The organism is Bacillus hominis (assembly GCF_030348325.1).
GTDB classification, from domain to species: domain Bacteria; phylum Bacillota; class Bacilli; order Bacillales; family Bacillaceae_G; genus Bacillus_A; species Bacillus_A hominis.
This window is the reverse complement of sequence record NZ_JAUCFS010000005.1, coordinates 4,060,534-4,083,852: the sequence shown is the minus strand read 5'-3', so window position 1 is coordinate 4,083,852 and position 23,319 is coordinate 4,060,534. Positions and strand designations below refer to the sequence as shown.

The window sequence follows — 23,319 nt, the reverse complement described above, 5'->3', positions numbered from 1 at the left end:
GGATGAAAAGTTTGGACAATCAACATAATCAAAATCATATTATGGGAACTTTGCAATGGTTTATTTTTTTATTAGCGAACTCAATCGCACTACCAATTGTCGTTGGCGGATTATTTCATCTTACGACGGAAGAAGTATTTTATTTAATGCAGCGTACATTTTTTGTAGTTGGTATATCTTCTTTTCTACAAGGATGGATTGGGCATAGACTACCGATTGCTGATGGGCCAGCTGGATCTTGGGTTGGTGTATTTACTGTACTTGCTTATGCAACTGTAGGGCAAGATCAACTACATAGTACGTTGCAAATTTTAGAACTAGGGATGATGGTTGCCGGAGTTATCTTAATAGGATTAGGGCTAACTGGTTTTATAGAACGTATTTTATTTTTATTTACGCCGCTCGTTACAGGGACGTTCTTACTGTTATTATGTTTGCAATTAAGTGGTGTGTTTTTAAAAGGAATGCTAGGAATTACAGCTACTGTTTCTCAAATTGATGGATTTACAACGTTGATTGCGTTTGGCATATTTTTGTTTGTAATCGTACTTTCCAATTTCGGAAAAGGCTTTGTCAAAAGTTATGCGGTTTTAATAGGGATAATTAGCGGATGGCTTATTTTTCTCATTGCAGGAAAAGTGACGATTCCATCTCAAGTAACTCATTTTGTGCAATTTCCGCATATATTTGCTTGGGGGATTCCAAAGTGGAATACAGGTATGGCTGTATCGAGTTTTGTTATGGTATGTATTTTAGTTTCAAATACAGTGGCAGCTATTATAGCAATCAATCAAGCTACGATTCATAAAGCAGCTATTGAACAAAGACAGCTGAGAAACGGTACGTGGGTTGGAGGAATTTCACATATGATTTCCTCTTTATTTTCAACAGTAGGTGTCGTGCCGTTACCAGCAACGGCAGGATTCATACGTTTAACGAAACAAAAGTATATGCGATCGTTCTTATTTGCATGTGTACTACTAGTCGTTATGTCGCTTTTTCCAAGTATTATTCGTTACTTAGCGTCGTTACCATCCGCTGTTGCATCTGCAGTCTTGATGGCTTCATTCGTACAGCTAATTGGTATTGGGTTAAACAATATAAAACAAGTGGAGCTTAATGAAAGGAATGTAACAATTTTAGGAGTTGCAGTATTATTTGGCAGCGGTGTTATGTTTTTACCGTCTGAAGCACTCCAATCCTTGCCGTCTGTTATGCAATATATATTCGGCAATGGTTTGTTCGTAGGTACAGTTGTAAGTATATTGCTAGAACAAATATGGCGCATTGGAAAGTAAGTGGATAAAATGAGTGCACGCACTGTATAAAAGTCTAAAATAACATAAGAAATAAAGCCCATTTTCATTCACCACCTGCACATTTCGTTCATACAATATCTTGACTAAATAAACACCCAACTTACACATATACAGCTCTGGCTTAAGCAAGGAGGGTTATACCAGTTGAAGGAAAAAGCGTATCAATCTAAACCGTTACTCACAAAGAGAGAAAGAGAAGTGTTTGAATTACTCGTTCAAGATAAAACGACGAAGGAAATTGCAGGTGAACTTTTTATAAGTGAAAAAACAGTACGCAATCACATCTCAAACGCAATGCAAAAGCTAGGGGTTAAAGGACGTTCACAAGCAGTTGTTGAGCTTCTTCGTATGGGAGAGCTCGAACTATAAAAAGAAAGCCGACTTTTATACAAAAGGTCGGCTGTTTTTCTGTTTGTTTCATGTTCTATATGAATGATAAGGATGTTTCATACATACATAGGTAGTAGGGAGGGGATATGTTGAAAAGAGTATTATTAGTTTCAACAAGCGCTCATGATATGAATGGACACCCGACTGGTTTGTGGCTTGAAGAGCTCGCGGCTCCTTATAATTTATTTAAAAAAGCTAAGTTCGATGTTGATATTGTGTCGATAAAGGGCGGTAGAGTACCTATTGATAGAGTGTCTATTCCGAATGGCATACCTCGTGAATTTAAGCATGTCGCTTCCTTATTGCAAAATACGAAGTCGATCTCAACTGTTCATTTTTCGGATTATGATGCGGTTTTATTTGGTGGTGGGCACGGGGCGATTGTAGATTTTCCGGGGAATCCATATGTAGCAAATTTGATTGTAAATATGTATAACAATAACCGGATTGTAGCGGCTGTTTGTCACGGAGTAAGTTCTTTAGTCGGTGTGAAAAATAAGGATGGCTCGTTTTTTATTGCGGGTAAGCGTATAACGGGTTATACAAATGATGAAGAAAAAGCTGTACATTTAGAAAATCGAGTTCCGTTTTTGCTAGAAAGTAAATTGAAAGAAGAAGGAGCTTTGTTTTATGTAGCTCCTAATTTCACGCCGCATGTCGTAGTAGATGGGCGTTTGATTACAGGACAAAATCCGCAGTCAAGTGTGGAAATAGGTAAGGTTATAAAAAGAGCTGTAAATAAATTACCGTCTTTTTAATTTCTGCACGTTTCTCTTCTTATTAGTAGGAATGTCTTCTGTTCAGAAAAAGATGGCGCGATGAATATTTACTTTATCATAGAAGAAACCGACTTTCATATAGAAGGTCGGTTATTTTTCTGTCTTGCAAATTATGAAAAAAAGGAGCAAAATAAAAAAGGTCCTGATCTATACAGGTACAAATGAAAAATTTTATACAGGGGCATTTTAAGTTAGCGAACTTAAAGTGTGTAAAATATACTGATAAACATAAAGTGAAACTTTAATCAGTGGGGGTTTTGTTCATCCTCTACTGATTATTAGCCTTCACCAATCGGGCGTTTACGGGCAGTGGATCTCCCGCTTAACTTCTTTGCTGCAGCCGAATTTTGAGGTGGGAGTTTTACTGCCCGTTAACGCGGGATAAAATAAGATGATGAATGAGAAAACGGGTGATTAAGTTGAATAGAGCGATCGGTGTTATTGATTCAGGAGTGGGCGGTTTAACAGTAGCGAAGGAATTAATTCGTCAGTTGCCGAAAGAACGTATTATATATTTAGGGGATACAGCACGTTGCCCTTATGGTCCGCGTTCTCGTGAAGAAGTGCGTCAATTTACGTGGGAAATGACGGAGCATTTATTAGATTTAAATATCAAAATGTTAGTTATTGCGTGTAATACAGCAACTGCGGTTGTATTAGAAGAAATGCAGAAACAATTACCAATTCCAGTAGTTGGAGTTATTCATCCAGGATCACGTACAGCTTTAAAAGTGACAAATACGTATCATGTTGGGATTATTGGAACGATTGGAACAGTAAAAAGTGGTGCCTATGAAGAGGCGCTAAAGTCTATTAATAACCGTGTTATGGTAGAAAGTTTAGCGTGCCCGCCTTTCGTTGAGCTTGTAGAGAGCGGGAATTTCGAAAGTGAAATGGCGTATGAAGTTGTAAGAGAAACGTTGCAACCGTTGAAAAGTACTGACATTGATACACTTATTTTAGGGTGTACACATTATCCGATTTTAGGTCCCGTTATTAAAAAGGTAATGGGAGATAAGGTGCAATTAATTAGTTCGGGTGATGAAACAGCGCGTGAAGTAAGTACAATTTTATACCATAGTAAAATGTTGAATGAGGGAGAGGAACAAAGTGATCACCTCTTCTTAACGACTGGTAAAATAGGTCTGTTTAAAGAAATTGCATCAAAGTGGTTCGGTCAGCCGATTGAAAATGTGAAGCATATTAATTTAGAAACAGAATAATAGTAGATTCATATAAGAGAACTCCTGAGAAATCAGGGGTTTTTTCTGTGTAAGTGGCTATAGCTTGTTCTAAAATATGAAACAGCTCGTATACATAATAGTACAAACTTAGATTTTAGGGGGGAATGGCATGCCTAAATCCACTTTTAAATGGGTTGTTGGTGCTACTGTGAGTGCGATTTTATTATCAGGGTGTGGCTTATTAAATCAAGAGAAAGCGACAGAACAAATTGATCCGCCAAAAAAAGTTACGTATACAGAAGGTGAAAAGAAAGAAACAGCTAAAAAAGATAAACAAGGGCAAACAGTAAATAGAGAGTTATACCTCGTTGATAAAAATGGATATGTCGTACCGCAAACTATTGCAATGCCTACTCCGAAAGCGAATGAAGTTGTAAAGCAAACGTTAGAGTATCTTGTGAAAGATGGACCAGTAACAAATTTACTGCCAAATGGATTTCGAGCAGTCCTTCCAGCGAATACGACGATGACCTTGGATTTGAAAAAAGGTGGGACAGCAGTAATTGATTTCTCTAAAGAAATGAAAAATTATTCAAAAGAAGAAGAGCGTCAAATTGTTGAATCAGTAGCGTGGACTTTGACTCAATTTACAGAAATAAAACAAGTGCAGTTCCAAATAAATGGTGAAAAGCTAGCGAAGATGCCTGTTGCGGGTACACCGCTTGGTGAAGGTGTAAGTCGTGCGAATGGAATTAACTTTGATGATGAACAAGTAGCAGATGTAACGCATACAAAACCAGTTACACTTTACTTTATGGCGCAAAATAATAATAAGCAGCAATATTACGTACCGGTAACAAGACGTGTTGCAGAAGGGAAAGAAAATGATTATGCAGCAATTGTGGATGAACTTGTAAAAGGTCCGATTCACGGTTCGTTACTAAATGATTTTAATCCGGGAGTTAAGCTTATTACGAATCCGAAAGTGCAGGACGGAAATCTTACATTAAACTTTAATGAAAATATATTTGTAAACCCAGATAAAAATATGATTTCAAATTATGTATTGAAGTCGTTGGTCTTATCTTTAACGGAAAAACAAGGTGTGAAAAATGTTTCTATTGAAGTGAATGGGAAAGCGAATCTTATGGATGAGAAGGGTGAAAAGCTAATAAAACCTGTTGATCGGCCACAAAACGTAAATACAGGTAGTTTTTAATCGCGAATAATTTGATATACTTATGTAAGAAAGGGGAATTGCTTTTTGAGTTCCCCTTCTTCTATTGTATACATATCATACATTTAAATTTGGCTATACTAATGAGTAGTAGTTATGAGGGGGTTATTTTTATGCGAGTAGATGGTAGAGGACAAGCAGAGCTACGCCATATACATATTCATACAAATTATTTAAAACATCCAGAGGGATCGGTACTAATTGAAGTTGGGGATACAAAGGTAATTTGTTCAGCGACAATTGAAGAGCGTGTACCGCCGTTTATGCGTGGAGAAGGAAAAGGTTGGGTAACAGCAGAATACGCAATGATTCCACGTGCGACAGAGCAACGTACAATCAGGGAGTCAAGTAAAGGGAAAGTAACAGGGCGCACAATGGAAATCCAGCGTTTAATTGGACGAGCATTACGTGCGGTTGTTGATTTAGAAGCGCTTGGCGAAAGAACGGTTTGGATTGACTGTGATGTAATTCAAGCGGATGGAGGAACGAGAACAGCTTCTATTACAGGTGCTTATGTAGCAATGGTATTAGCTTTTGAAAAATTATTGCAAGCAGACAAAGTATCTAAAATTCCGGTGAAAGATTATTTAGCGGCAACGTCAGTAGGCATTGTTGAAGAACAAGGTGTCGTTTTAGATTTAAATTATGCTGAAGATTCTAAAGCAGACGTTGATATGAACGTTATTATGACTGGAAAAGGTCAGTTTGTTGAAGTACAAGGAACTGGAGAAGAAGCGACGTTTAGCAGAGCTGAATTAAATGAACTACTTGATGCTGCTGAACAAGGGATTTTCCAACTTGTTGAAAAGCAAAAAGAAGCGTTAGGTGACATCGTATCTCATATAGAGTAGAGGTGGAAAATATGAAGCAAGTTGTTGTAGCGACGAAAAATCTTGGGAAAGTACGTGAGTTTGCTGAGTTATTTGAGAGATTTGACTTAGAAGTGAAATCTTTACACGATTTTCCTCATATTGAAGAAGTCGAAGAAACTGGTGAAACATTTGAAGAAAATGCAATTTTAAAAGCAGATAGTCTGAGTAAGCAGTTGGATTCTATCGTAATTGCAGATGATTCAGGTCTGATTGTGGATGCTTTGAACGGAAAACCAGGTGTGCATTCAGCTCGTTTTGCTGGAGAACCGAAAGATGACCAAGCGAATATCGATAAAGTTTTGCAAGAGTTAACTGACGTCGACTTTGAAAAACGTAAAGCTCGTTTTTACTGTGCATTAGCAGTTGCATTCCCAGAAGCAGATAAAGAACCGGTAATTGTGAATGGAACGTGTGAAGGATATATTTTAGAACAGCGCCGCGGGGAAAACGGTTTTGGATATGATCCAATCTTTTATGTGGAAGAATATAAAAAAGCGATGGCGGAACTAAGTTCTGATGAGAAAAATGCCATTAGTCACCGCGGGCGTGCTCTTCGTAAGTTAGAAGAAAAAATCCCGGAATGGTTTTTAGGAGAATAAGGGAGAGAGATTGATGAAAGCTTTAATCGTAAGCGATAGTCATAGCTCTGTGAAGGAATTACAGCAGTTAAAAGAGAAGTACGAAGGGAAAGTAGATGTCATGATTCATTGTGGTGATTCAGAGCTAACACCTGCTCACGAAGAGCTGCAAGGTTTCCATGTTGTAAAAGGGAATTGTGATTATGCTAACTTTCAAGATGAAATTGTAACTGATGTAGATGGAATTCGTTTCTTAGTTGTACACGGTCATCGTCATAATGTGAAAATGACATTACAAACATTAGCATATCATGCAGAAGAAGTAGGAGCGCAAGTAGCATGCTTTGGACATTCTCATGTATTAGGGGCAGAATTACTTGATGGGATTTTATTTATTAATCCAGGAAGTATTTTGCTCCCGCGCTCTCGTGTAGAAAAGACATTCGCTTTATTAGAAATGGATGAAAATCATATAGAAGTTCGTTTTGAAACATTAGACGGACAGCTGGTGGAACAAGCAACTTTTAAAAGAGGATAATAAAAATTATCCTCTTTTAAAAAAGTGTTGACTTTATAAGTGGTTATGAATATAATAAATATTGTCGATAGGGCAACGGCGCTAACGAAGAAAAATGAAATAACATATGCGGGTGTAGTTTAGTGGTAAAACAAGAGCCTTCCAAGCTCTGGTCGAGAGTTCGATTCTCTTCACCCGCTCCATGTCCCAGTAGCTCAGCCGGATAGAGCATACGCCTTCTAAGCGTACGGTCGGGAGTTCGAATCTCTCCTGGGACGCTAAGAAAACCTTGTTATCTTTTGATAACAAGGTTTTTTGTTTGTTTAAATTAGTTATTAATAAACTTTTCAAAGACAAAACCGTAATCTTTTACGTTATATTGCTTTTTCGTATCAACGAGCCAGTTAAAGGCAATCTCATTCATCTCTTTAAATTGCTCTGCTAAATTTACTTGGGCGTTTGAAATACGGCTGAAAGCGTTAGATGCCATATCTAGACTTTTGTGTGCATACTGCAATGTAATATCGTTGTCGTATGAGATTTCTTCTATTTTAAGTAAAGCCTTATATAAATCTTTTAATTCTTCAATATGTTTTTTATGAACATCAATTGAGTAATGTTCATCTCCCATATGAAATTTAATTTCTACATCTAAATCAATTGTGCCTGCAGTTTCAAGTGCTACGTTTTTAATTTGATATTTACTATAGCTATAGCGGCGAAGTGTACGCTTTTTGCTTGTCGCACTTGTACCGTCTAAGTGGATTAGTCCTTTGTTTGTGAAACAGTATTCATCTGTTTTTGATTTAATTAGAAAATATATTTTCTCCCCGTCTTCATGCATCACGTAATCATCAGCATCAACCTTATCATAATCCTGCGGCGTAATGACAGAACCTACATCACTTAATCCTAAAACATCAGCAGCCATTTTTTTAAACATATATAATCCCCCTTGTAAATTAAATTCTTAATAGTACAAAAATATATTAACACGATTTTAACAAAGTGTTTTCTTTTAATGAGAAAATATTTGAAGGTAAGTTAAAAAAATTAACGAATATTATTTTGAAAATATGTAAAAAGGTGCTGAGAAAAAGTGTACCACCATACAAAAACAAAAGGAGATTTAGCTGTTTTAAAGGCTCAAGTTGATTTGTATGAAAAGGATATATGGTTTTAACACCACAAACAGAGCATTCTCCGTTTGATCTTGCAGTGTACAAAGGTAGTGTTTTTAAAAGGGTACAAGTTAAATATAGAGAATTGAATGCAAGAGGGATACTAGAAGTTAGATTCCGTTCTAGTTATTCTACGGCAAGCGGAGTCGCTACAAAAGAAGTGAATGAAGAAGAAATAGATGTGTATTGCATATATTGTCCACAAACTGATTTGTGTTATTATTTCGATCCTAAATCATTTAATAAATCCATTAGTTTGAGAGTGGATTCCTCAAAAAATCATCAAGAGAAAAAGGTTAATTTTGCAAATGATTATAGAGAAATTCCGTGAATTCGCCTCTAGTTACTTACATGAGGCGTTTTTTTATTTGTTTTGAAATCTTACAATTCTGTAAGGTAACTGTAAGGAAGTTCGATGGTAACAAATTACGAATCCTCTATAATGAAGATAACAACGATACATGAGGAGGAAGAGATGATGAAAGGATTAATTGTAACGGGTTTAACAGTAGCTTTTGGGTTTGTGGCGTATGAAAAGTTAACATATGTAATTGATGTTGTAAAACATTTAGTAGCGTAGAAAAAACTGCCATGAGAGGGAAAGGGAATGAGTGAATGAATGGAATGGTTATTTGGAATTATAGGTACTTGTAGTGTAGTGTTATTGTTTTTTGTCCCGAGTGGTATACTTAGTTCGACAACGAGTTTGTTCTTCTTAAGTTTGTTTGCTTGTACGATGCTTATCATTATGTTTTTAATGAAGCGAAGTAAACCAATCTTCTATTTTAGCATGATTGTTATGGCAATTATTGTTCTCCAAATTATTACCCTTGTTATATACCCCACAGTTATAAATGCTTTCCATTAATGATGAATCCTCTGCGTCTGTTGCTGAGGGTTTTTGTTTGTGAAAAATGAATTTCATTTAAAAATTTGTTGCTTTTTCGTTATAAAAATAGAATATTCCTATATTTCAAATAAATAATTTTGGAATGTTGTGTTCTCATTACGCATTTGATATATTTACTTTGAAGATCATTAAAATCTAGAAAAAGAGGCGGACGTATGGATAAAAAAGAAAATACGGTCGTATTGTTTCCGCAACTATCAGAACGCTATATTGATAAAGGTTTTTTAGCGTTGAAAGAGCGGGAATTCGAAGATGCATTGCGCTGCTTTGAAATATTACGTCAGTATAATGCAGAAACGGAACAAACGGAATTAGCTTCAGTTATTTGTTTGTTAGAATTAAAACGTATGGAAGAAGCGAAAGACAAATGTGAACAGTTACTTGAAACAGGAGCTGTACTATTTGGTGATATTCTTGAAACATATGTGACTATTTTGGTTCAAACAAATGATTATGAAGGTGTTATTGAAACTGTTGAAAAAGTTTTGCAAACGAAAGACATAATGCCGGAACAAAAAGAAAAATTAGCGCAGCTCGCTTTATTTGCAGAAGGAATGCTAAATGAGGAAGATGCATCATTAGCGGATTCTAATTTTGATTTGGACGAGTTTACTAATGAGATTTTTGGTGAAAACTTCGGGCAAAAGTTAAGGGCAATTCAGCAACTTTCGTTAAAAGAACTGGATCTTGCACTTCCTACTTTAAAGAAATTTTTAATAGACGAAGATCAGCACCCTTATTTAAAAACTTCTATTTTGTATAAAATGGTAGAAAATCAAATAGAAGAAGAGATAGAAGTAGAGAAGTTTGGAAATACGATAAAGGTGATTCCAGCATTTACAGGTCATAATGAGGAGCAATCCGATAACATTATACATATATTATCAAGCCGATTAGAGCAAAATTATCCAGATATATTTAGTGCAATGGTTACATACTGGAAAGAATTACAAAATAGCATTTTCCCATTCCCTCTATTAATGGATAAAGTAGAAATTTGGGCTGCCGTCTTAGAGAGAATTGGAAGAAAGCGTTTCGGATTGGCTATTGATGAAGAAGAACTTATGACAGCATACAATATTGAATTTGAGGAATTTCATATTGCCTATCAATGGTTATTGCGTATTGAAAGAGAAGGGTATTTGCCCGTATAATTATGAAAAAGAATCGTTCAGTTATTGAAACGAGCACATTCTATGTTATAATGTAAGGGTTGCAAAAGGCAGAAATCTGCCTGTTTGTAAGAGAAGAGGAGTATAATTCTCTTACTTAATATGTTTCATATTATTCTCGAACAAAATATACCGTAGTTGTCTTTTAGACAATTAGTAGATTGGAACATTGTATCTGAAAGCTTTTGCTAGAGGATTATTTGTACATTTGTTATTTCAAAAAAGAGATAATAAAAATCTTAATCTATAGAGGTATGTGCATACATTATTATAGTTGGAGGGAAAGAATAAATGTCTACAAAATGGGAAAAATTAGAAGGTAACGTTGGCGTTTTAACAATCGAAGTTGATGCTAAAGAAGTAAATAACTCTATCGACGCTGCATTCAAAAAAGTAGTAAAAACAATTAATGTACCAGGTTTCCGTAAAGGAAAAATGCCTCGTCCATTATTCGAACAACGCTTTGGTATTGAATCTTTATACCAAGATGCTTTAGATATCATCTTACCAAAAGCATACGGTGAAGCAATCGATGAAGCTGGTATCTTCCCAGTTGCTCATCCTGAGATTGACATCGAGAAATTCGAAAAAGGCCAAAACTTAATTTTCACTGCAAAAGTTACTGTAAAACCTGAAGTTAAATTAGGTGATTACAAAGGTTTAGCAGTAGAAAAAGTTGAAACAACTGTAACTGACGAGGATGTAGAGAACGAAGTAAAAGCTTTACAAGAGCGTCAAGCTGAACTAGTTGTTAAAGAAGAAGGAACTGTTGCAGATGGTGATACAGCTGTAATCGACTTCGAAGGTTTCGTTGATGGCGAAGCATTTGAAGGCGGAAAAGGCGAAAACTATTCTCTTGCAATCGGTTCTGGTACTTTCATCCCAGGTTTCGAAGAGCAAGTAATTGGTCTTAAAGCTGGTGATTCTAAAGAAGTTGAAGTATCATTCCCAGAAGAGTACCATGCTGCTGAATTAGCTGGTAAACCAGCAACATTCAAAGTAACAATTCACGAAATCAAAACAAAAGAACTTCCTGAGTTAAACGACGAGTTCGCTAAAGAAGCTGACGAAGAAGTTACAACTCTTGATGAATTAAAAACAAAACTTCGTACAAACTTAGAAGAAGGCAAAAAGCACGAAGCTGAGCACAAAGTACGTGACGAAGTAGTAGAATTAGCTGCTGCTAACGCTGAAATCGACATTCCAGAAGCTATGATCGACACTGAGTTAGATCGTATGGTTCGTGAATTCGAGCAACGTTTAAGCCAACAAGGTATGAACCTTGAGCTTTACTACCAATTCACAGGTACAGATGCTGACAAATTAAAAGAGCAAATGAAAGAGGATGCACAAAAACGTGTAAGAATCAATCTTGTTCTTGAAGCTATCATTGAAGCTGAAAACATCGAAGTTACTGAAGAAGAAGTAACTGCAGAAGTTGAAAAAATGGCTGAAATGTACGGTATGCCAGTAGACGCTATCAAGCAAGCTCTTGGAAGCGTAGACGCTTTAGCTGAAGATCTTAAAGTGCGTAAAGCTGTAGACTTCTTAGTAGACAACGCTGCATAATAAAATAACAAGGCGCGATTTTAATCGTGCCTTGTTTTATAAATATAGAAATATATTTATAAAACTTCTCGATGAAGAAGGAAAAGTTCCTTTGTAAGTCGAATATACATATTTCAAAAGTTTTAAAATTTTTTATTTGTACATAACTAGTCATATTATTTGTATTTCTCGCCACGTAGTGACATAATATGTATTTACATACGATACATTTATCGTGTACATACGAAGGCAAGAGATTAGCACTTTGTAAGGGGTGTGAAAATATGTTTAAATTTAATGATGAAAAAGGTCAATTAAAATGTTCTTTCTGTGGTAAAACACAAACGCAAGTTCGAAAGCTAGTTGCAGGTCCAGGTGTTTACATTTGTGACGAGTGTATCGAGCTTTGTACTGAAATTGTACAAGAGGAGCTTGCGAAGGACGAAGAAGTAGAATTCAAAGATGTACCGAAACCGGTAGAAATTCGTGAAATCTTAGATGAGTATGTCATCGGACAAGATAACGCGAAAAAAGCACTAGCGGTAGCGGTATATAACCATTACAAACGCATTAATTCTAACAGCAAAATTGATGATGTAGAATTAGCGAAGAGTAATATTTCACTTATTGGGCCAACTGGTAGTGGTAAAACATTATTGGCACAAACATTAGCGCGTATTTTAAATGTTCCATTTGCGATCGCTGACGCAACATCTTTAACAGAAGCTGGATATGTAGGGGAAGATGTAGAAAACATCTTACTAAAATTAATCCAAGCAGCTGATTATGATGTAGAGAAAGCGGAAAAAGGAATCATTTATATTGATGAGATTGATAAAGTGGCACGTAAGTCCGAAAATCCATCAATTACACGTGATGTATCTGGTGAAGGCGTACAGCAGGCACTTCTGAAAATTTTAGAAGGTACTGTAGCAAGCGTTCCACCTCAAGGTGGTCGTAAGCACCCGCATCAAGAGTTTATTCAAATTGATACAACGAACATCCTATTCATTTGTGGTGGAGCGTTTGATGGCATCGAGCCTATTATTAAACGTCGCCTTGGTGAGAAAGTAATTGGATTTGGTGCTGAGAAGAAAAATGCTGATGTAAATGAGAAGCATGTTTTATCTCACGTTTTACCAGAGGATCTTTTAAGATTCGGTTTAATTCCGGAGTTTATCGGTCGTCTTCCAGTTATTGCGAACCTAGAGCCGCTTGATGAAGATGCTCTTGTAGATATTTTAACTAAACCGAAAAATGCACTTGTTAAGCAATTCCAAAAACTATTGGAGCTTGACGATGTTGAGTTAGAGTTTGAAGAAGGTGCACTAGTTGAGATTGCGAAAAAAGCAATTGAACGTAAAACAGGTGCTCGTGGACTTCGTTCTATTATTGAAGGCTTGATGCTTGATGTAATGTTCGAACTTCCATCTCGCAAAGATATCGAGAAGTGTATTCTTACGAAAGAAACAGTAGCTGATAATGAACCGCCGAAATTGGTGTTACAAGACGGTACTGTACTTGATACAAAAACATCTGCATAATGCGAAGAAGAAACAGCAATTTTTATAATTGCTGTTTTTCTTTATGTTTAGCACTATTCCTCCCAGGAAATACTAAAAGGTAAAACATAGCGGGAGGAAATGAATTATGAGCTGGACAAATATATTTTTACTTGTTCAACTTGTTTTTGGCGTAATTGTCGGATTGTATTTTTGGCACTTACTTCGAAATCAGCGAACACAAAAAGTTTCAATTGATCGAGAATCGAAAAAAGAATTAGAGCAGCTTCGTAAAATGCGTGAGGTTTCTTTAACAGAGCCACTTGCGGAAAAGGTACGTCCTACATCCTTTGTAGACATTGTGGGGCAAGAAGACGGGATTAAGTCGTTAAAAGCGGCTCTTTGTGGTCCTAATCCGCAACATGTGATCATATACGGTCCGCCAGGTGTCGGAAAGACAGCGGCAGCACGCCTTGTATTAGAAGAAGCGAAACGAAATCCGAAATCCCCATTTCGTACAAATGCAACATTTATCGAACTTGATGCAACGACAGCTAGGTTTGATGAGCGTGGTATTGCGGATCCATTAATTGGTTCAGTGCATGATCCGATTTATCAAGGAGCAGGTGCAATGGGGCAAGCTGGTATCCCACAGCCGAAAAAAGGGGCTGTAACAGATGCGCATGGTGGTATTTTGTTCATCGATGAGATTGGTGAATTACATCCAATTCAAATGAATAAAATGCTAAAGGTGTTAGAAGATCGGAAAGTATTTTTGGAAAGTGCGTACTATAGTGAAGAAAATTCGATGATTCCAACGTATATACATGATATTTTTCAAAAAGGTTTACCTGCAGATTTTCGCTTAGTTGGTGCAACGACGCGTTCGCCAGAGGAAATTCCTCCTGCAATTCGGTCGCGTTGTTTAGAAGTGTTCTTCCGTGAGTTAGATACAGAAGAAATTCAAAAAGTAGCGAAAAATGCAGCTGATAAAGTGGAAATGCAAGTAGGTGAGAACGGTATCGAAATGATTGGAATGTATGCAAGAAATGGACGAGAAGCAATTAATCTCGTGCAAATTTCTGCTGGTATGGCGATAAATGAAGAACGATCTTTCATTAAAGATGAAGATATTGAGTGGGTTGTTCATTCTAGTCAGCTTACACCAAAGTACGAAAAACGTATTTATCCAATTCCAAGAATCGGTCTTGTGAACGGGCTTGCTGTATATGGACCGAATACAGGTGCGTTATTAGAAATTGAGGTAACAGCTATTCCTGCGAAAGATAAAGGGTCAGTAAATGTCACTGGAATTGTAGAAGAGGAAAGTATTGGTAGCCAAACGAAATCGATTCGTCGAAAAAGTATGGCGAAAGGTTCTGTTGATAATGTGTTAACAGTACTTCGTTCTCTAGATGTGTTGCCAGAAGGGTATGATATACATATTAATTTTCCTGGTGGTATCCCGATTGATGGTCCTTCAGCAGGTATTGCTATGGCAACAGGTGTCTATTCAGCAGTGCATCGTACGTATGTGAATAATGAAGTAGCGATGACAGGTGAGATAAGTATCCACGGAGAGGTGAAGCCTATTGGTGGTGTGTACGCAAAAATAAAAGCTGCGAAAAAAGCGGGAGCTAAGAAAGTCATCATTCCGGCTGAAAACATGCAACCATTTTTGTATACAATAAAGGGAATTGAAATCATTCCTGTTCGCAAATTAAAAGAAGTATTTGAATTAACATTTATGCAGGAAAATATGCATCGTGAGCTTGATGTGCATACTTCTTTGGATGAAACAGATGCACAATCAATGTGAGAATATATAATAATAAAAATTTGCCAGACTTCGTTTAAGTTTGTATGCTTAAGCGGGGTCTTTTTTCTTTTCGTGAGGCACAAAAAAACAGGGGATTTACAATTGCGAAGAATCTCTGCAATTGCATCTAGATGTATTGTAATATAAAATAGTTGAACAGGAGTTTAATTTATTATGGAGGTGCTATGTCTAGTATGAATACGAATGAAAGAATTGTGCCCCTCCTACCATTAAGAGGCATTCTCGTATATCCAACGATGGTTCTGCATCTTGATGTAGGACGTGATAAATCGATACAAGCACTAGAGCAGGCGGCAATGGATGAAAATATCATCTTTTTAGCGATGCAAAAAGAAATGAATATCGACGATCCGAAAGAAGATGACATATATAGTGTAGGTACAGTGGCGAAAGTGAAGCAAATGTTAAAATTGCCGAACGGTACGCTTCGTGTCCTTGTAGAAGGTTTACATAGAGCAGAAGTAGTAGAGTTTATCGAAGAAGAAAATGTGGTACAAGTTTCTATTAGAACAGTAACTGAAGAAGTAGAAGATGATTTAGAAGAGAAGGCTCTTATGCGTACGTTACTGGAGCATTTCGAACAATATATTAAAGTTTCGAAAAAAGTTTCAAATGAAACATTTGCAACGGTAGCTGATATAGAAGAACCCGGAAGACTAGCTGATTTAATTGCTTCTCACTTACCGATTAAAACGAAGCAGAAACAAGAGATTTTAGAGATTGTATCTGTGAAAGAACGACTACATACACTTATTTCAATTATTCAAGATGAACAAGAGTTACTTAGCCTAGAAAAGAAAATTGGACAAAAAGTGAAACGTTCAATGGAGCGCACGCAAAAAGAATATTTTTTACGTGAGCAAATGAAGGCGATTCAAACTGAACTTGGTGATAAAGAAGGCAAGGGCGGGGAAGTTGAAGAACTTCGTGAGAAAATTGAACAGTCGGGAATGCCTGAAGAAACAATGAAGGCTGCACTGAAAGAATTAGATCGTTATGAAAAGTTACCTGTAAGTTCTGCTGAGAGTGGTGTCATTCGTAATTATATTGATTGGTTATTAGCTCTTCCATGGACAACAGCAACAGAGGATATGATTGACCTCGCTCATTCCGAAGAAATTTTAAATAAAGATCATTACGGTCTTGAAAAAGTGAAAGAGCGAGTACTTGAGTATTTAGCTGTACAGAAGTTAACGAATTCATTAAAAGGACCAATTCTTTGTCTAGTAGGACCTCCTGGGGTTGGGAAAACTTCGTTAGCACGTTCTATTGCAACATCGTTAAATCGTAATTTTGTACGTGTTTCTCTTGGTGGTGTGCGTGATGAATCTGAAATTCGTGGTCACCGTCGTACATATGTAGGAGCGATGCCAGGACGTATTATTCAAGGTATGAAAAAGGCGAAAACAGTTAATCCAGTCTTCTTATTAGATGAGATTGATAAAATGTCTAACGATTTCAGGGGAGACCCATCAGCGGCGTTACTTGAAGTGTTAGATCCAGAACAAAATCATAACTTCAGTGATCATTACATTGAAGAGCCATATGATTTATCGAAAGTTATGTTCGTTGCAACTGCTAATACACTTGCAAGTGTTCCAGGCCCATTGCTTGACCGTATGGAAATCATTTCGATTGCTGGTTATACAGAACTTGAAAAGGTGCACATTGCTCGTGAGCATTTATTGCCGAAACAATTAAAAGAGCACGGTTTGCGAAAAGGTAATTTGCAAGTGCGTGATGAAGCGCTTCTTGAAATTATTCGTTATTATACACGCGAGGCTGGTGTTCGTACGTTAGAGCGTCAAATTGCAAAAGTTTGTCGTAAAGCAGCAAAAATTATCGTTACAGCAGAACGCAAGCGCATTGTTGTAACAGAGAAAAATATTGTTGATTTACTTGGTAAGCATATATTCCGTTATGGTCAAGCTGAAAAAACAGACCAAGTTGGTATGGCAACAGGTTTAGCTTACACAGCAGCGGGCGGCGATACACTTGCAATTGAAGTGTCTGTAGCGCCAGGAAAAGGGAAATTAATTTTAACAGGGAAACTTGGGGATGTTATGAAAGAATCCGCACAAGCCGCGTTTAGCTATATTCGTTCTCGTGCAGAAGAACTTCATATTGATCCGGATTTCCATGAGAAAAACGATATTCATATTCATGTTCCAGAAGGAGCAGTTCCAAAAGATGGACCGTCAGCAGGTATTACGATGGCAACGGCACTTATTTCTGCACTAACAGGTATTCCTGTAAGTAAAGAAGTTGGTATGACAGGTGAAATTACACTTCGTGGTCGTGTATTACCAATTGGTGGTTTGAAAGAAAAAACATTAAGTGCTCACCGCGCAGGCTTAACAAAAATTATTTTACCGGCGGAAAATGAGAAAGATTTAGATGATATTCCAGAGAGCGTAAAAGAAAACCTTACGTTTGTGCTTGCATCTCATTTAGACGAAGTATTGGAGCACGCATTAGTAGGAGTGAAACAATGAAAGTAACAAAAGCAGATATTGTAATTAGTGCCGTTAAACCGGAACAATATCCAGACAGTGATTTACCAGAAATTGCTTTGGCAGGTCGTTCTAATGTCGGGAAGTCTTCCTTTATTAATAAAATTTTAAATCGTAAAAAGTTAGTACGTATTTCTTCTAAACCAGGAAAAACGCAAACGCTGAACTTTTTCTTAATCAATGAAATGATGCATTTTGTTGATGTTCCAGGTTATGGATATGCAAAAGTATCTAAAACGGAGCGCGCGGCATGGGGCAAAATGATTGAAACATACTTTACAACACGTGAGCAATTAGACGCAGCTGTATTAGTAGTTGATTTACGTCACCAACCAACAAAAGATGACGTGATGATGTATGATTTCTTAAAGCATTATGAAATCCCAACAATTATTATTGCAACGAAAGCCGATAAAATTCCGAAAGGGAAATGGCAAAAGCATTTAAAAGTTGTAAAAGAAACGCTTGCTGTTGAAATTGGCGATGAAATCGTTCTATTCTCTTCTGAAACAGGACTTGGAAAAGAAGAAGCGTGGAAGGCAATTCATAAAATGACAAAAACAAAAAACGCGTGACGAATGTCGCGCGTTTTTTTCTTTATATATACTAACGTACGTTTAATGTAACTTCAATATTTCCTCTTGTTGCTTTAGAGTAAGGACATACACCGTGAGCGGCTTCTACAAGTTCTTGTGCTTCGCTATGTGAAACACCAGCAACATGTACGTCAAGTACAGCAGATAGTCCGAAACCACCATCTGTATCTTTTCCGATAGAAACGTGAGCAGTTACTTCTGTACTTTCCACTTTCGCACGTTTTGTACGAATGACAAGTTGCAATGCGCTATCAAAACAAGCTGCATAACCAGCGGCAAATAGTTGTTCAGGATTTGTTGCCTCTCCACCTGCACCACCTAGTGCTTTCGGCATTTTTACATCAAGATTTAATATGCCGTCATCTGAAACTACTTTCCCATTTCTTCCACCTGTTGCTGTTACTGAAGCAGTATATAATTTATCCATTTTTATTCCCCTTTTCGATCATTAATTGTTTTCATTGTTTCAATTAGTTTATTTAATTGGATTAGTAAAGAACGATATTCTTGCTCTGTAATTCCTAAGTTGGTAGCCATTGTTTTTGGTAATGAACAAGCTTTTTCTTTTAAATCTTTACCTTGTTCCGTTAATTCAATACAAACTTTTCGCTCGTCTTCTTTTGAACGAATACGTTGTACAAGGTTTAATGATTCCATGCGTTTTAACATAGGTGTTAACGTACCAGAGTCTAAAAATAGACGTTCTCCAATTTCTTTCACTGTTAGTCCATCTTGCTCCCATAGTACGAGTAACGTAATGTATTGGGGATACGTAATGCCCATTTCTTCTAAATGCGGTCGATAAAAGCGAGTAACCTCTCTAGAACAAGCGTAAATAGAAAAACAAAGTTGGTTATCTAGATGCAAAGAATCCTCTGTCATAAATAACTCCCTTCTAATTAAGTTGTGCACAATTTAATTTTGTAAAATCAATATAACGAAAAAGAAATACAATGTCAAATGCATTGTATTGAGAAACTATATTTTGGAACAATCCTACATATTTTCCTTCATAATGAAAGAAGATAGAAAAGATGATGTTATAATGAATATGGAATAGTTTCCATCACTTGATTATGAGGACTTTTTTTGGTAACGTACAAATAGAGTTATTATTTTATAATCATTATAAAGTAGAGAATTCTTTCTTAATCTTACTGAAGCTCCTTTATTACATATGGAGAATAAATAAAAAATAATCAGTTGTTCACACGATTGTCAGATTCATAAGAGGAAAGTTGTATTATGATAGTAGATAAAGTGATAAAACGGGTGAAGGGGGACATGCTGCGTGCATATTCTTGTTGTTAGTGTAAATTATCGAACAGCCCCTGTAGAATTTCGTGAGAAACTCACATTTCAGGCAGCAGAGCTAGAGCAAGCAATGACCACATTACAAAATCAAAAGAGCGTGCTAGAAAATGTCATTGTATCAACTTGTAATCGCACTGAAATTTACGCTGTTGTCGATCAATTACACACGGGACGGTATTACATTAAGAAGTTTTTAGCTGATTGGTTTCAGCTTGAAATAGAAGAAGTCGCACCATACTTGTCTATTTTTGAACAAGATGGCGCAATAGATCATTTATTCCGCGTAACGTGCGGTTTAGATTCTATGGTTGTTGGAGAGACGCAAATTTTAGGTCAAATAAAAGATAGCTTTTTAGAAGCACAACAAGTAAAAGCGACAGGTACAATTTTTAATGAGTTGTTTAAGCAAGTGGTTACGTTAGCAAAACGTGCGCACTCAGAAACAACGATTGGTGAAAGTGCGATGTCTGTTAGTTATGCTGCTGTTGAGCTTGGAAAGAAAATATTTGGCGATTTAACAGATTGTCATGTACTTATTCTTGGTGCCGGTAAGATGGGTGAACTTGCACTGCAAAACTTATACGGAAGTGGAGCTCGTAAAGTAACAGTTATGAATAGGACGCTTACAAAAGCGGAAGTGATGGCTGAGAAATATATGGGACATGCAAAGCCTTTAAGTGAATTGCAATGTGCATTATTAGAAGCGGATATTTTAATTAGTTCAACGGGTGCATCAGAATATGTCATTACGAAAGAGATGATGACGAAAGTGGAGAGAATGCGCTCTGGTCGTCCGTTATTTATGGTTGATATTGCAGTACCGCGTGATATTGATCCTGCGATTGATGAATTAGAAGGCTCTTTCTTATATGATATCGACGATTTGCAAGGTGTAGTTGAAGCAAACCGTGCTGAACGTTTAAAAGAAGCAGAGAAAATTCAATTTATGATTGAAGAGGAAATGGTTTTATTTAAAACGTGGTTAAGTACGCTTGGTGTTGTACCGTTGATATCGGCTCTTCGTGATAAAGCGCTAGCAATTCAAAGTGATACGATGGAAAGCCTTGAGCGAAAAATACCAAACCTTAGTGATCGTGAGAAAAAAGTAATTAGTAAACATACGAAAAGTATTATTAACCAATTGTTAAAAGACCCAATTTTAGTAGCTAAAGAATTAGCTGCTGAAGAGGGAGCCGGTGAAAAGTTAGCTTTATTTGCGAAGATTTTTGATTTAGAAGTGGAAGAAGCGGGAAATACGGAAGAAGTAGAACATAAAAGAGCGTGGACACCATCCGTTCCATCTTTATAACTTGGAAGGATGATCGGATGAGTTTTTTAAATAACAGTATTATTTATCATATTGCAATTATTTTATATGCTTGTAGCATTAGTTTATATTTTATAGATTATTTTCAAAGTAACCGAAAGGCGAACCGATTTGCTTTTTGGTTACTTGCGATTGTATGGGTATTGCAGTCTATCTTTATGTTGCTTAGAGCTACAGATTCAGAAACAAATCCTATTTTAACTTTATTGTCAGGGATTTATTTTTATGTTTGGTTATTGATTACGATGTCATTAGTCATTAATCGATTTATGCGCATTGACTTTTTAGTCTTTTTTACAAATGTTGTAGCATTTGGCGTAAGCGCTTTTTCTATTTTTACACCGCTCGGAAAGATGTCGCCAGTACTTGCAGAGCAATTAGTTTCAGAACTTGTATACGTGCATGTCGGTATGGCGATTATTTCTTATGCAACGTTTACTGTATCGTTTATTTTTTCTATTATGTATTTATTGCAATATCGGTTATTAAAAAAGAAAAAATGGAATGCGAGATTAAGAAGGTTAGGGAATTTGCCGAAGCTTGAATCTATGTCTTACGGATTAAATTTATTTTCTGTTCCGTTTTTTTTATTAGCAATTATATTAGGATGCATATGGGGATATACAAAATTGGATAATTTCCATTGGTACGATACGAAAGTAATCGGTTCTTTTGTCGTTCTATTTGTATATTGTGCGGGCTTGTATTTACGAGCGGCAGATGTGTTGCAAGGGAAGAAAATTGTACTGTGGAATATCGGGGCATTTCTTGTAATGCTAGTTAACATTTTTCTATTAAGCAGTTTATCCAATTTCCACTTTTGGTATTTATAATGAGGAGAGAGAATTATGCGCAAAATTATTGTAGGTTCACGAAAGAGTAAATTAGCATTAACACAAACGAATTGGTTTATCGATCAGTTAAAAGCGCTCGGCTTACCGTATGAATTTGAAGTGAAAGAAATCGTCACAAAAGGTGATGTTATTTTAGATGTTACTCTTTCAAAAGTAGGTGGAAAAGGTTTATTTGTAAAGGAAATTGAACACGCGTTACTTACGAAAGAAATTGATATGGCTGTACATAGTATGAAAGATATGCCAGCTGTACTTCCGGATGGATTAACGATCGGTTGTACACCAAAGCGTGTGGATCCTCGTGATGCGTTTATTTCTAAAAACGGAGAATCGTTTAAAGATTTAGCAGAAGGCGCAATCTTAGGGACGAGTAGTTTGAGACGTAGTGCACAACTACTAGCTGCGAGACCAGATTTACAAGTGAAATGGATTCGCGGGAATATCGATACACGCTTACGTAAATTAAAAGATGAAGATTACGATGCAATTATTTTAGCGACAGCTGGATTACAGAGAATGGGCTGGGACGGGGAAGTTATTACAGAACATTTAGATGAAACGTTATGTGTACCAGCCGTAGGACAAGGTGCGTTAGCGATTGAATGTCGTGAGGATGATAAGGATTTACTAGAATTGTTAGCACATATTAATGATGCAGTAACAGAAAGAACAGTGGCTGCTGAACGAGTATTTCTTCATAAACTTGAAGGTGGATGCCAAGTTCCAATCGCTGGATATGCAACTCTTAAAGAAAATGATGCAATCGAATTAACAGCTCTTGTCGGTTCTATGGACGGTTCTGTTTTATTGAAAGAGACAGTATTAGGCACTGATCCGGAGCAAGTTGGATTAGAGGCTGCGGACCGTTTAATTAAACAAGGAGCAAAAGAGCTCATTCTTGCTGCAAATAAGGAGCAACAATAAATATGGATGCTCTCGCTGGCAAAATAGTATTGATTACACGTGCCCAGCATCAAGCGAAACAAATGAGTGTAGCAGTGAAAGAAAGGAGCGGAATTCCATTGGAAATTCCGCTTTTGCGTATGGAGGGCACATCTCCGGAACAAATTCAATATAAAGCAAGACAACTGCATTTGTATGACTGGGTTATTTTTACGAGTAAAAATGGTGTAGCCTTTTTTCTAGATGGTTTGAGAAAGAAAATACCTTTAACTATTAAAATCGCTGCGGTAGGCGTGAAAACAAAATTAGAGTTAGAAAAAAGAGGCTATGAAGTTCATTTCGTTCCGACCTCATTTGTTGCAGAAGCATTTGCTGAAGAGTTTCTAAAAGAGTTAAGTGGAAACGAGCGTATTTTGTTTCCAAAAGGGAATTTAGCAAGAGATGTAATCCCAGTAAAGCTAAGAGATTTTGGTGTTTTTTTAGATGAGCTAATCGTATATGGTACGAAAGCGAATGTAGAGAAAAAGCAAGAGCTTATAACAGCATTGAAATTAGGTAAAGTAAATATTATTACATTTACGAGCCCTTCAACTGTTGATAGTTTTGTTTATTTACTCGAGGGCACAAACTGGAGAGAATGGGCAAAAAAATGTACAATTGCTTGTATAGGACCGGTAACAGCAAAAGAGGCAAGGAGTTATTTCTCAAATATTATCGTACCGGAAGAGTATACGATAGAATCGTTAATACAATGCATTTGTGAATCTACTTTACATGCATAAT

At 36.7% G+C, this 23,319-nt stretch carries 22 protein-coding genes, 2 tRNA genes and 1 pseudogene; 22 read left to right on the top strand and 3 right to left on the bottom strand.

What is annotated here, in order from left to right:
* Positions 1-2: 2 nt before the first annotated feature.
* The 10 genes from QUF93_RS23815 to QUF93_RS23770 all read left to right on the top strand — a co-directional run bounded on the left by QUF93_RS23815 (position 3) and on the right by QUF93_RS23770 (position 7,154).
* The gene (locus QUF93_RS23815) at positions 3-1,298 is read left to right on the top strand and encodes a purine/pyrimidine permease (RefSeq protein WP_289361010.1); all 1,296 of its coding nucleotides are present in this window, start codon (positions 3-5) and stop codon (positions 1,296-1,298) included.
* Positions 1,299-1,463: 165 nt separating this feature from the next.
* Positions 1,464-1,688, top strand: a complete 225-nt coding sequence (gerE, locus tag QUF93_RS23810) for a spore germination transcription factor GerE (RefSeq protein ID WP_000659484.1) — start codon at positions 1,464-1,466, stop codon at positions 1,686-1,688.
* Positions 1,689-1,795: 107 nt separating this feature from the next.
* The gene (locus QUF93_RS23805) at positions 1,796-2,467 is read left to right on the top strand and encodes a type 1 glutamine amidotransferase domain-containing protein (RefSeq protein ID WP_289360377.1); all 672 of its coding nucleotides are present in this window, start codon (positions 1,796-1,798) and stop codon (positions 2,465-2,467) included.
* Between the two features lie 431 nt (positions 2,468-2,898).
* Positions 2,899-3,711 (top strand): glutamate racemase, encoded by an 813-nt coding sequence (gene racE / locus QUF93_RS23800; RefSeq protein WP_002122827.1) that lies wholly within the window; start codon positions 2,899-2,901, stop codon positions 3,709-3,711.
* 130 nt (positions 3,712-3,841) lie between these two features.
* Positions 3,842-4,891 (top strand): GerMN domain-containing protein, encoded by a 1,050-nt coding sequence (locus tag QUF93_RS23795; protein WP_289360376.1) that lies wholly within the window; start codon positions 3,842-3,844, stop codon positions 4,889-4,891.
* A gap of 131 nt (positions 4,892-5,022) precedes the next feature.
* The gene (gene rph, locus QUF93_RS23790) at positions 5,023-5,760 is read left to right on the top strand and encodes a ribonuclease PH (RefSeq protein ID WP_088060105.1); all 738 of its coding nucleotides are present in this window, start codon (positions 5,023-5,025) and stop codon (positions 5,758-5,760) included.
* Between the two features lie 11 nt (positions 5,761-5,771).
* Positions 5,772-6,380, top strand: a complete 609-nt coding sequence (locus QUF93_RS23785; protein WP_289360372.1) for an XTP/dITP diphosphatase — start codon at positions 5,772-5,774, stop codon at positions 6,378-6,380.
* 13 nt (positions 6,381-6,393) lie between these two features.
* Complete coding sequence (locus QUF93_RS23780; protein ID WP_002067355.1) at positions 6,394-6,897, top strand: metallophosphoesterase; 504 nt, start codon at positions 6,394-6,396, stop codon at positions 6,895-6,897.
* A 108-nt stretch (positions 6,898-7,005) separates the two neighbouring features.
* Positions 7,006-7,079, top strand: a tRNA-Gly gene (locus QUF93_RS23775).
* Between the two features lies 1 nt (position 7,080).
* Positions 7,081-7,154 (top strand) — tRNA-Arg (locus QUF93_RS23770).
* Positions 7,155-7,204: 50 nt separating this feature from the next.
* Here the strand turns inward: QUF93_RS23770 and QUF93_RS23765 are convergent.
* Positions 7,205-7,819, bottom strand: coding sequence for a PH domain-containing protein (locus tag QUF93_RS23765; RefSeq protein WP_289360368.1), 615 nt, complete (start codon positions 7,817-7,819; stop codon positions 7,205-7,207).
* Between the two features lie 156 nt (positions 7,820-7,975).
* Between QUF93_RS23765 and QUF93_RS23760 the strand changes: the two are divergent.
* From QUF93_RS23760 to ysxC, 8 genes and pseudogenes are all read left to right on the top strand, one after another.
* Positions 7,976-8,388 (top strand): annotated as a pseudogene (locus tag QUF93_RS23760) (group I intron-associated PD-(D/E)XK endonuclease).
* 288 nt (positions 8,389-8,676) lie between these two features.
* Positions 8,677-8,925 carry a hypothetical protein gene (locus tag QUF93_RS23755; protein WP_289360364.1) on the top strand — a complete coding sequence of 83 codons (249 nt, stop codon included), beginning with the start codon at positions 8,677-8,679 and terminating at the stop codon, positions 8,923-8,925.
* 197 nt (positions 8,926-9,122) lie between these two features.
* The gene (locus tag QUF93_RS23750) at positions 9,123-10,121 is read left to right on the top strand and encodes a hypothetical protein (protein ID WP_289360363.1); all 999 of its coding nucleotides are present in this window, start codon (positions 9,123-9,125) and stop codon (positions 10,119-10,121) included.
* A 309-nt stretch (positions 10,122-10,430) separates the two neighbouring features.
* Complete coding sequence (gene tig, locus QUF93_RS23745) at positions 10,431-11,708, top strand: trigger factor (RefSeq protein WP_289360361.1); 1,278 nt, start codon at positions 10,431-10,433, stop codon at positions 11,706-11,708.
* 263 nt (positions 11,709-11,971) lie between these two features.
* A complete protein-coding gene (gene clpX, locus QUF93_RS23740; protein WP_000472285.1) occupies positions 11,972-13,231 on the top strand; it encodes an ATP-dependent protease ATP-binding subunit ClpX in 1,260 nt (419 codons plus the stop codon).
* Between the two features lie 106 nt (positions 13,232-13,337).
* Positions 13,338-15,008 (top strand): ATP-dependent protease LonB, encoded by a 1,671-nt coding sequence (gene lonB, locus QUF93_RS23735; RefSeq protein ID WP_289360360.1) that lies wholly within the window; start codon positions 13,338-13,340, stop codon positions 15,006-15,008.
* Between the two features lie 185 nt (positions 15,009-15,193).
* On the top strand, positions 15,194-17,524 hold the full coding sequence (gene lon / locus QUF93_RS23730; protein ID WP_289360359.1) for an endopeptidase La: 2,331 nt from the start codon (positions 15,194-15,196) through the stop codon (positions 17,522-17,524).
* Complete coding sequence (gene ysxC / locus QUF93_RS23725; RefSeq protein ID WP_000869121.1) at positions 17,521-18,117, top strand: ribosome biogenesis GTP-binding protein YsxC; 597 nt, start codon at positions 17,521-17,523, stop codon at positions 18,115-18,117. Before lon ends, ysxC begins: the two co-directional genes overlap by 4 nt.
* Before the next feature lie 31 nt (positions 18,118-18,148).
* Here ysxC and QUF93_RS23720 read toward each other — a convergent pair whose 3' ends face one another.
* Both QUF93_RS23720 and QUF93_RS23715 read right to left on the bottom strand, forming a co-directional pair.
* Positions 18,149-18,565 carry an organic hydroperoxide resistance protein gene (locus QUF93_RS23720; protein WP_152126951.1) on the bottom strand — a complete coding sequence of 139 codons (417 nt, stop codon included), beginning with the start codon at positions 18,563-18,565 and terminating at the stop codon, positions 18,149-18,151.
* Positions 18,566-18,567: 2 nt separating this feature from the next.
* The gene (locus QUF93_RS23715; protein ID WP_289360355.1) at positions 18,568-19,020 is read right to left on the bottom strand and encodes a MarR family winged helix-turn-helix transcriptional regulator; all 453 of its coding nucleotides are present in this window, start codon (positions 19,018-19,020) and stop codon (positions 18,568-18,570) included.
* 409 nt (positions 19,021-19,429) lie between these two features.
* Here QUF93_RS23715 and hemA point away from each other — a divergent pair, with 409 nt between their 5' ends.
* From hemA to hemD, 4 genes are read left to right on the top strand one after another with little or no spacing between them, the layout of a single operon-like run.
* The gene (hemA, locus tag QUF93_RS23710; protein ID WP_002112063.1) at positions 19,430-20,761 is read left to right on the top strand and encodes a glutamyl-tRNA reductase; all 1,332 of its coding nucleotides are present in this window, start codon (positions 19,430-19,432) and stop codon (positions 20,759-20,761) included.
* 17 nt (positions 20,762-20,778) lie between these two features.
* Positions 20,779-21,612 (top strand): cytochrome c biogenesis protein, encoded by an 834-nt coding sequence (locus tag QUF93_RS23705; RefSeq protein WP_002122803.1) that lies wholly within the window; start codon positions 20,779-20,781, stop codon positions 21,610-21,612.
* A 15-nt stretch (positions 21,613-21,627) separates the two neighbouring features.
* Positions 21,628-22,557 (top strand): hydroxymethylbilane synthase, encoded by a 930-nt coding sequence (hemC, locus tag QUF93_RS23700; protein ID WP_002122802.1) that lies wholly within the window; start codon positions 21,628-21,630, stop codon positions 22,555-22,557.
* A 2-nt stretch (positions 22,558-22,559) separates the two neighbouring features.
* The gene (gene hemD / locus QUF93_RS23695) at positions 22,560-23,318 is read left to right on the top strand and encodes a uroporphyrinogen-III synthase (protein WP_289360353.1); all 759 of its coding nucleotides are present in this window, start codon (positions 22,560-22,562) and stop codon (positions 23,316-23,318) included.
* The last annotated feature ends 1 nt before the right edge of the window (position 23,319 follow it).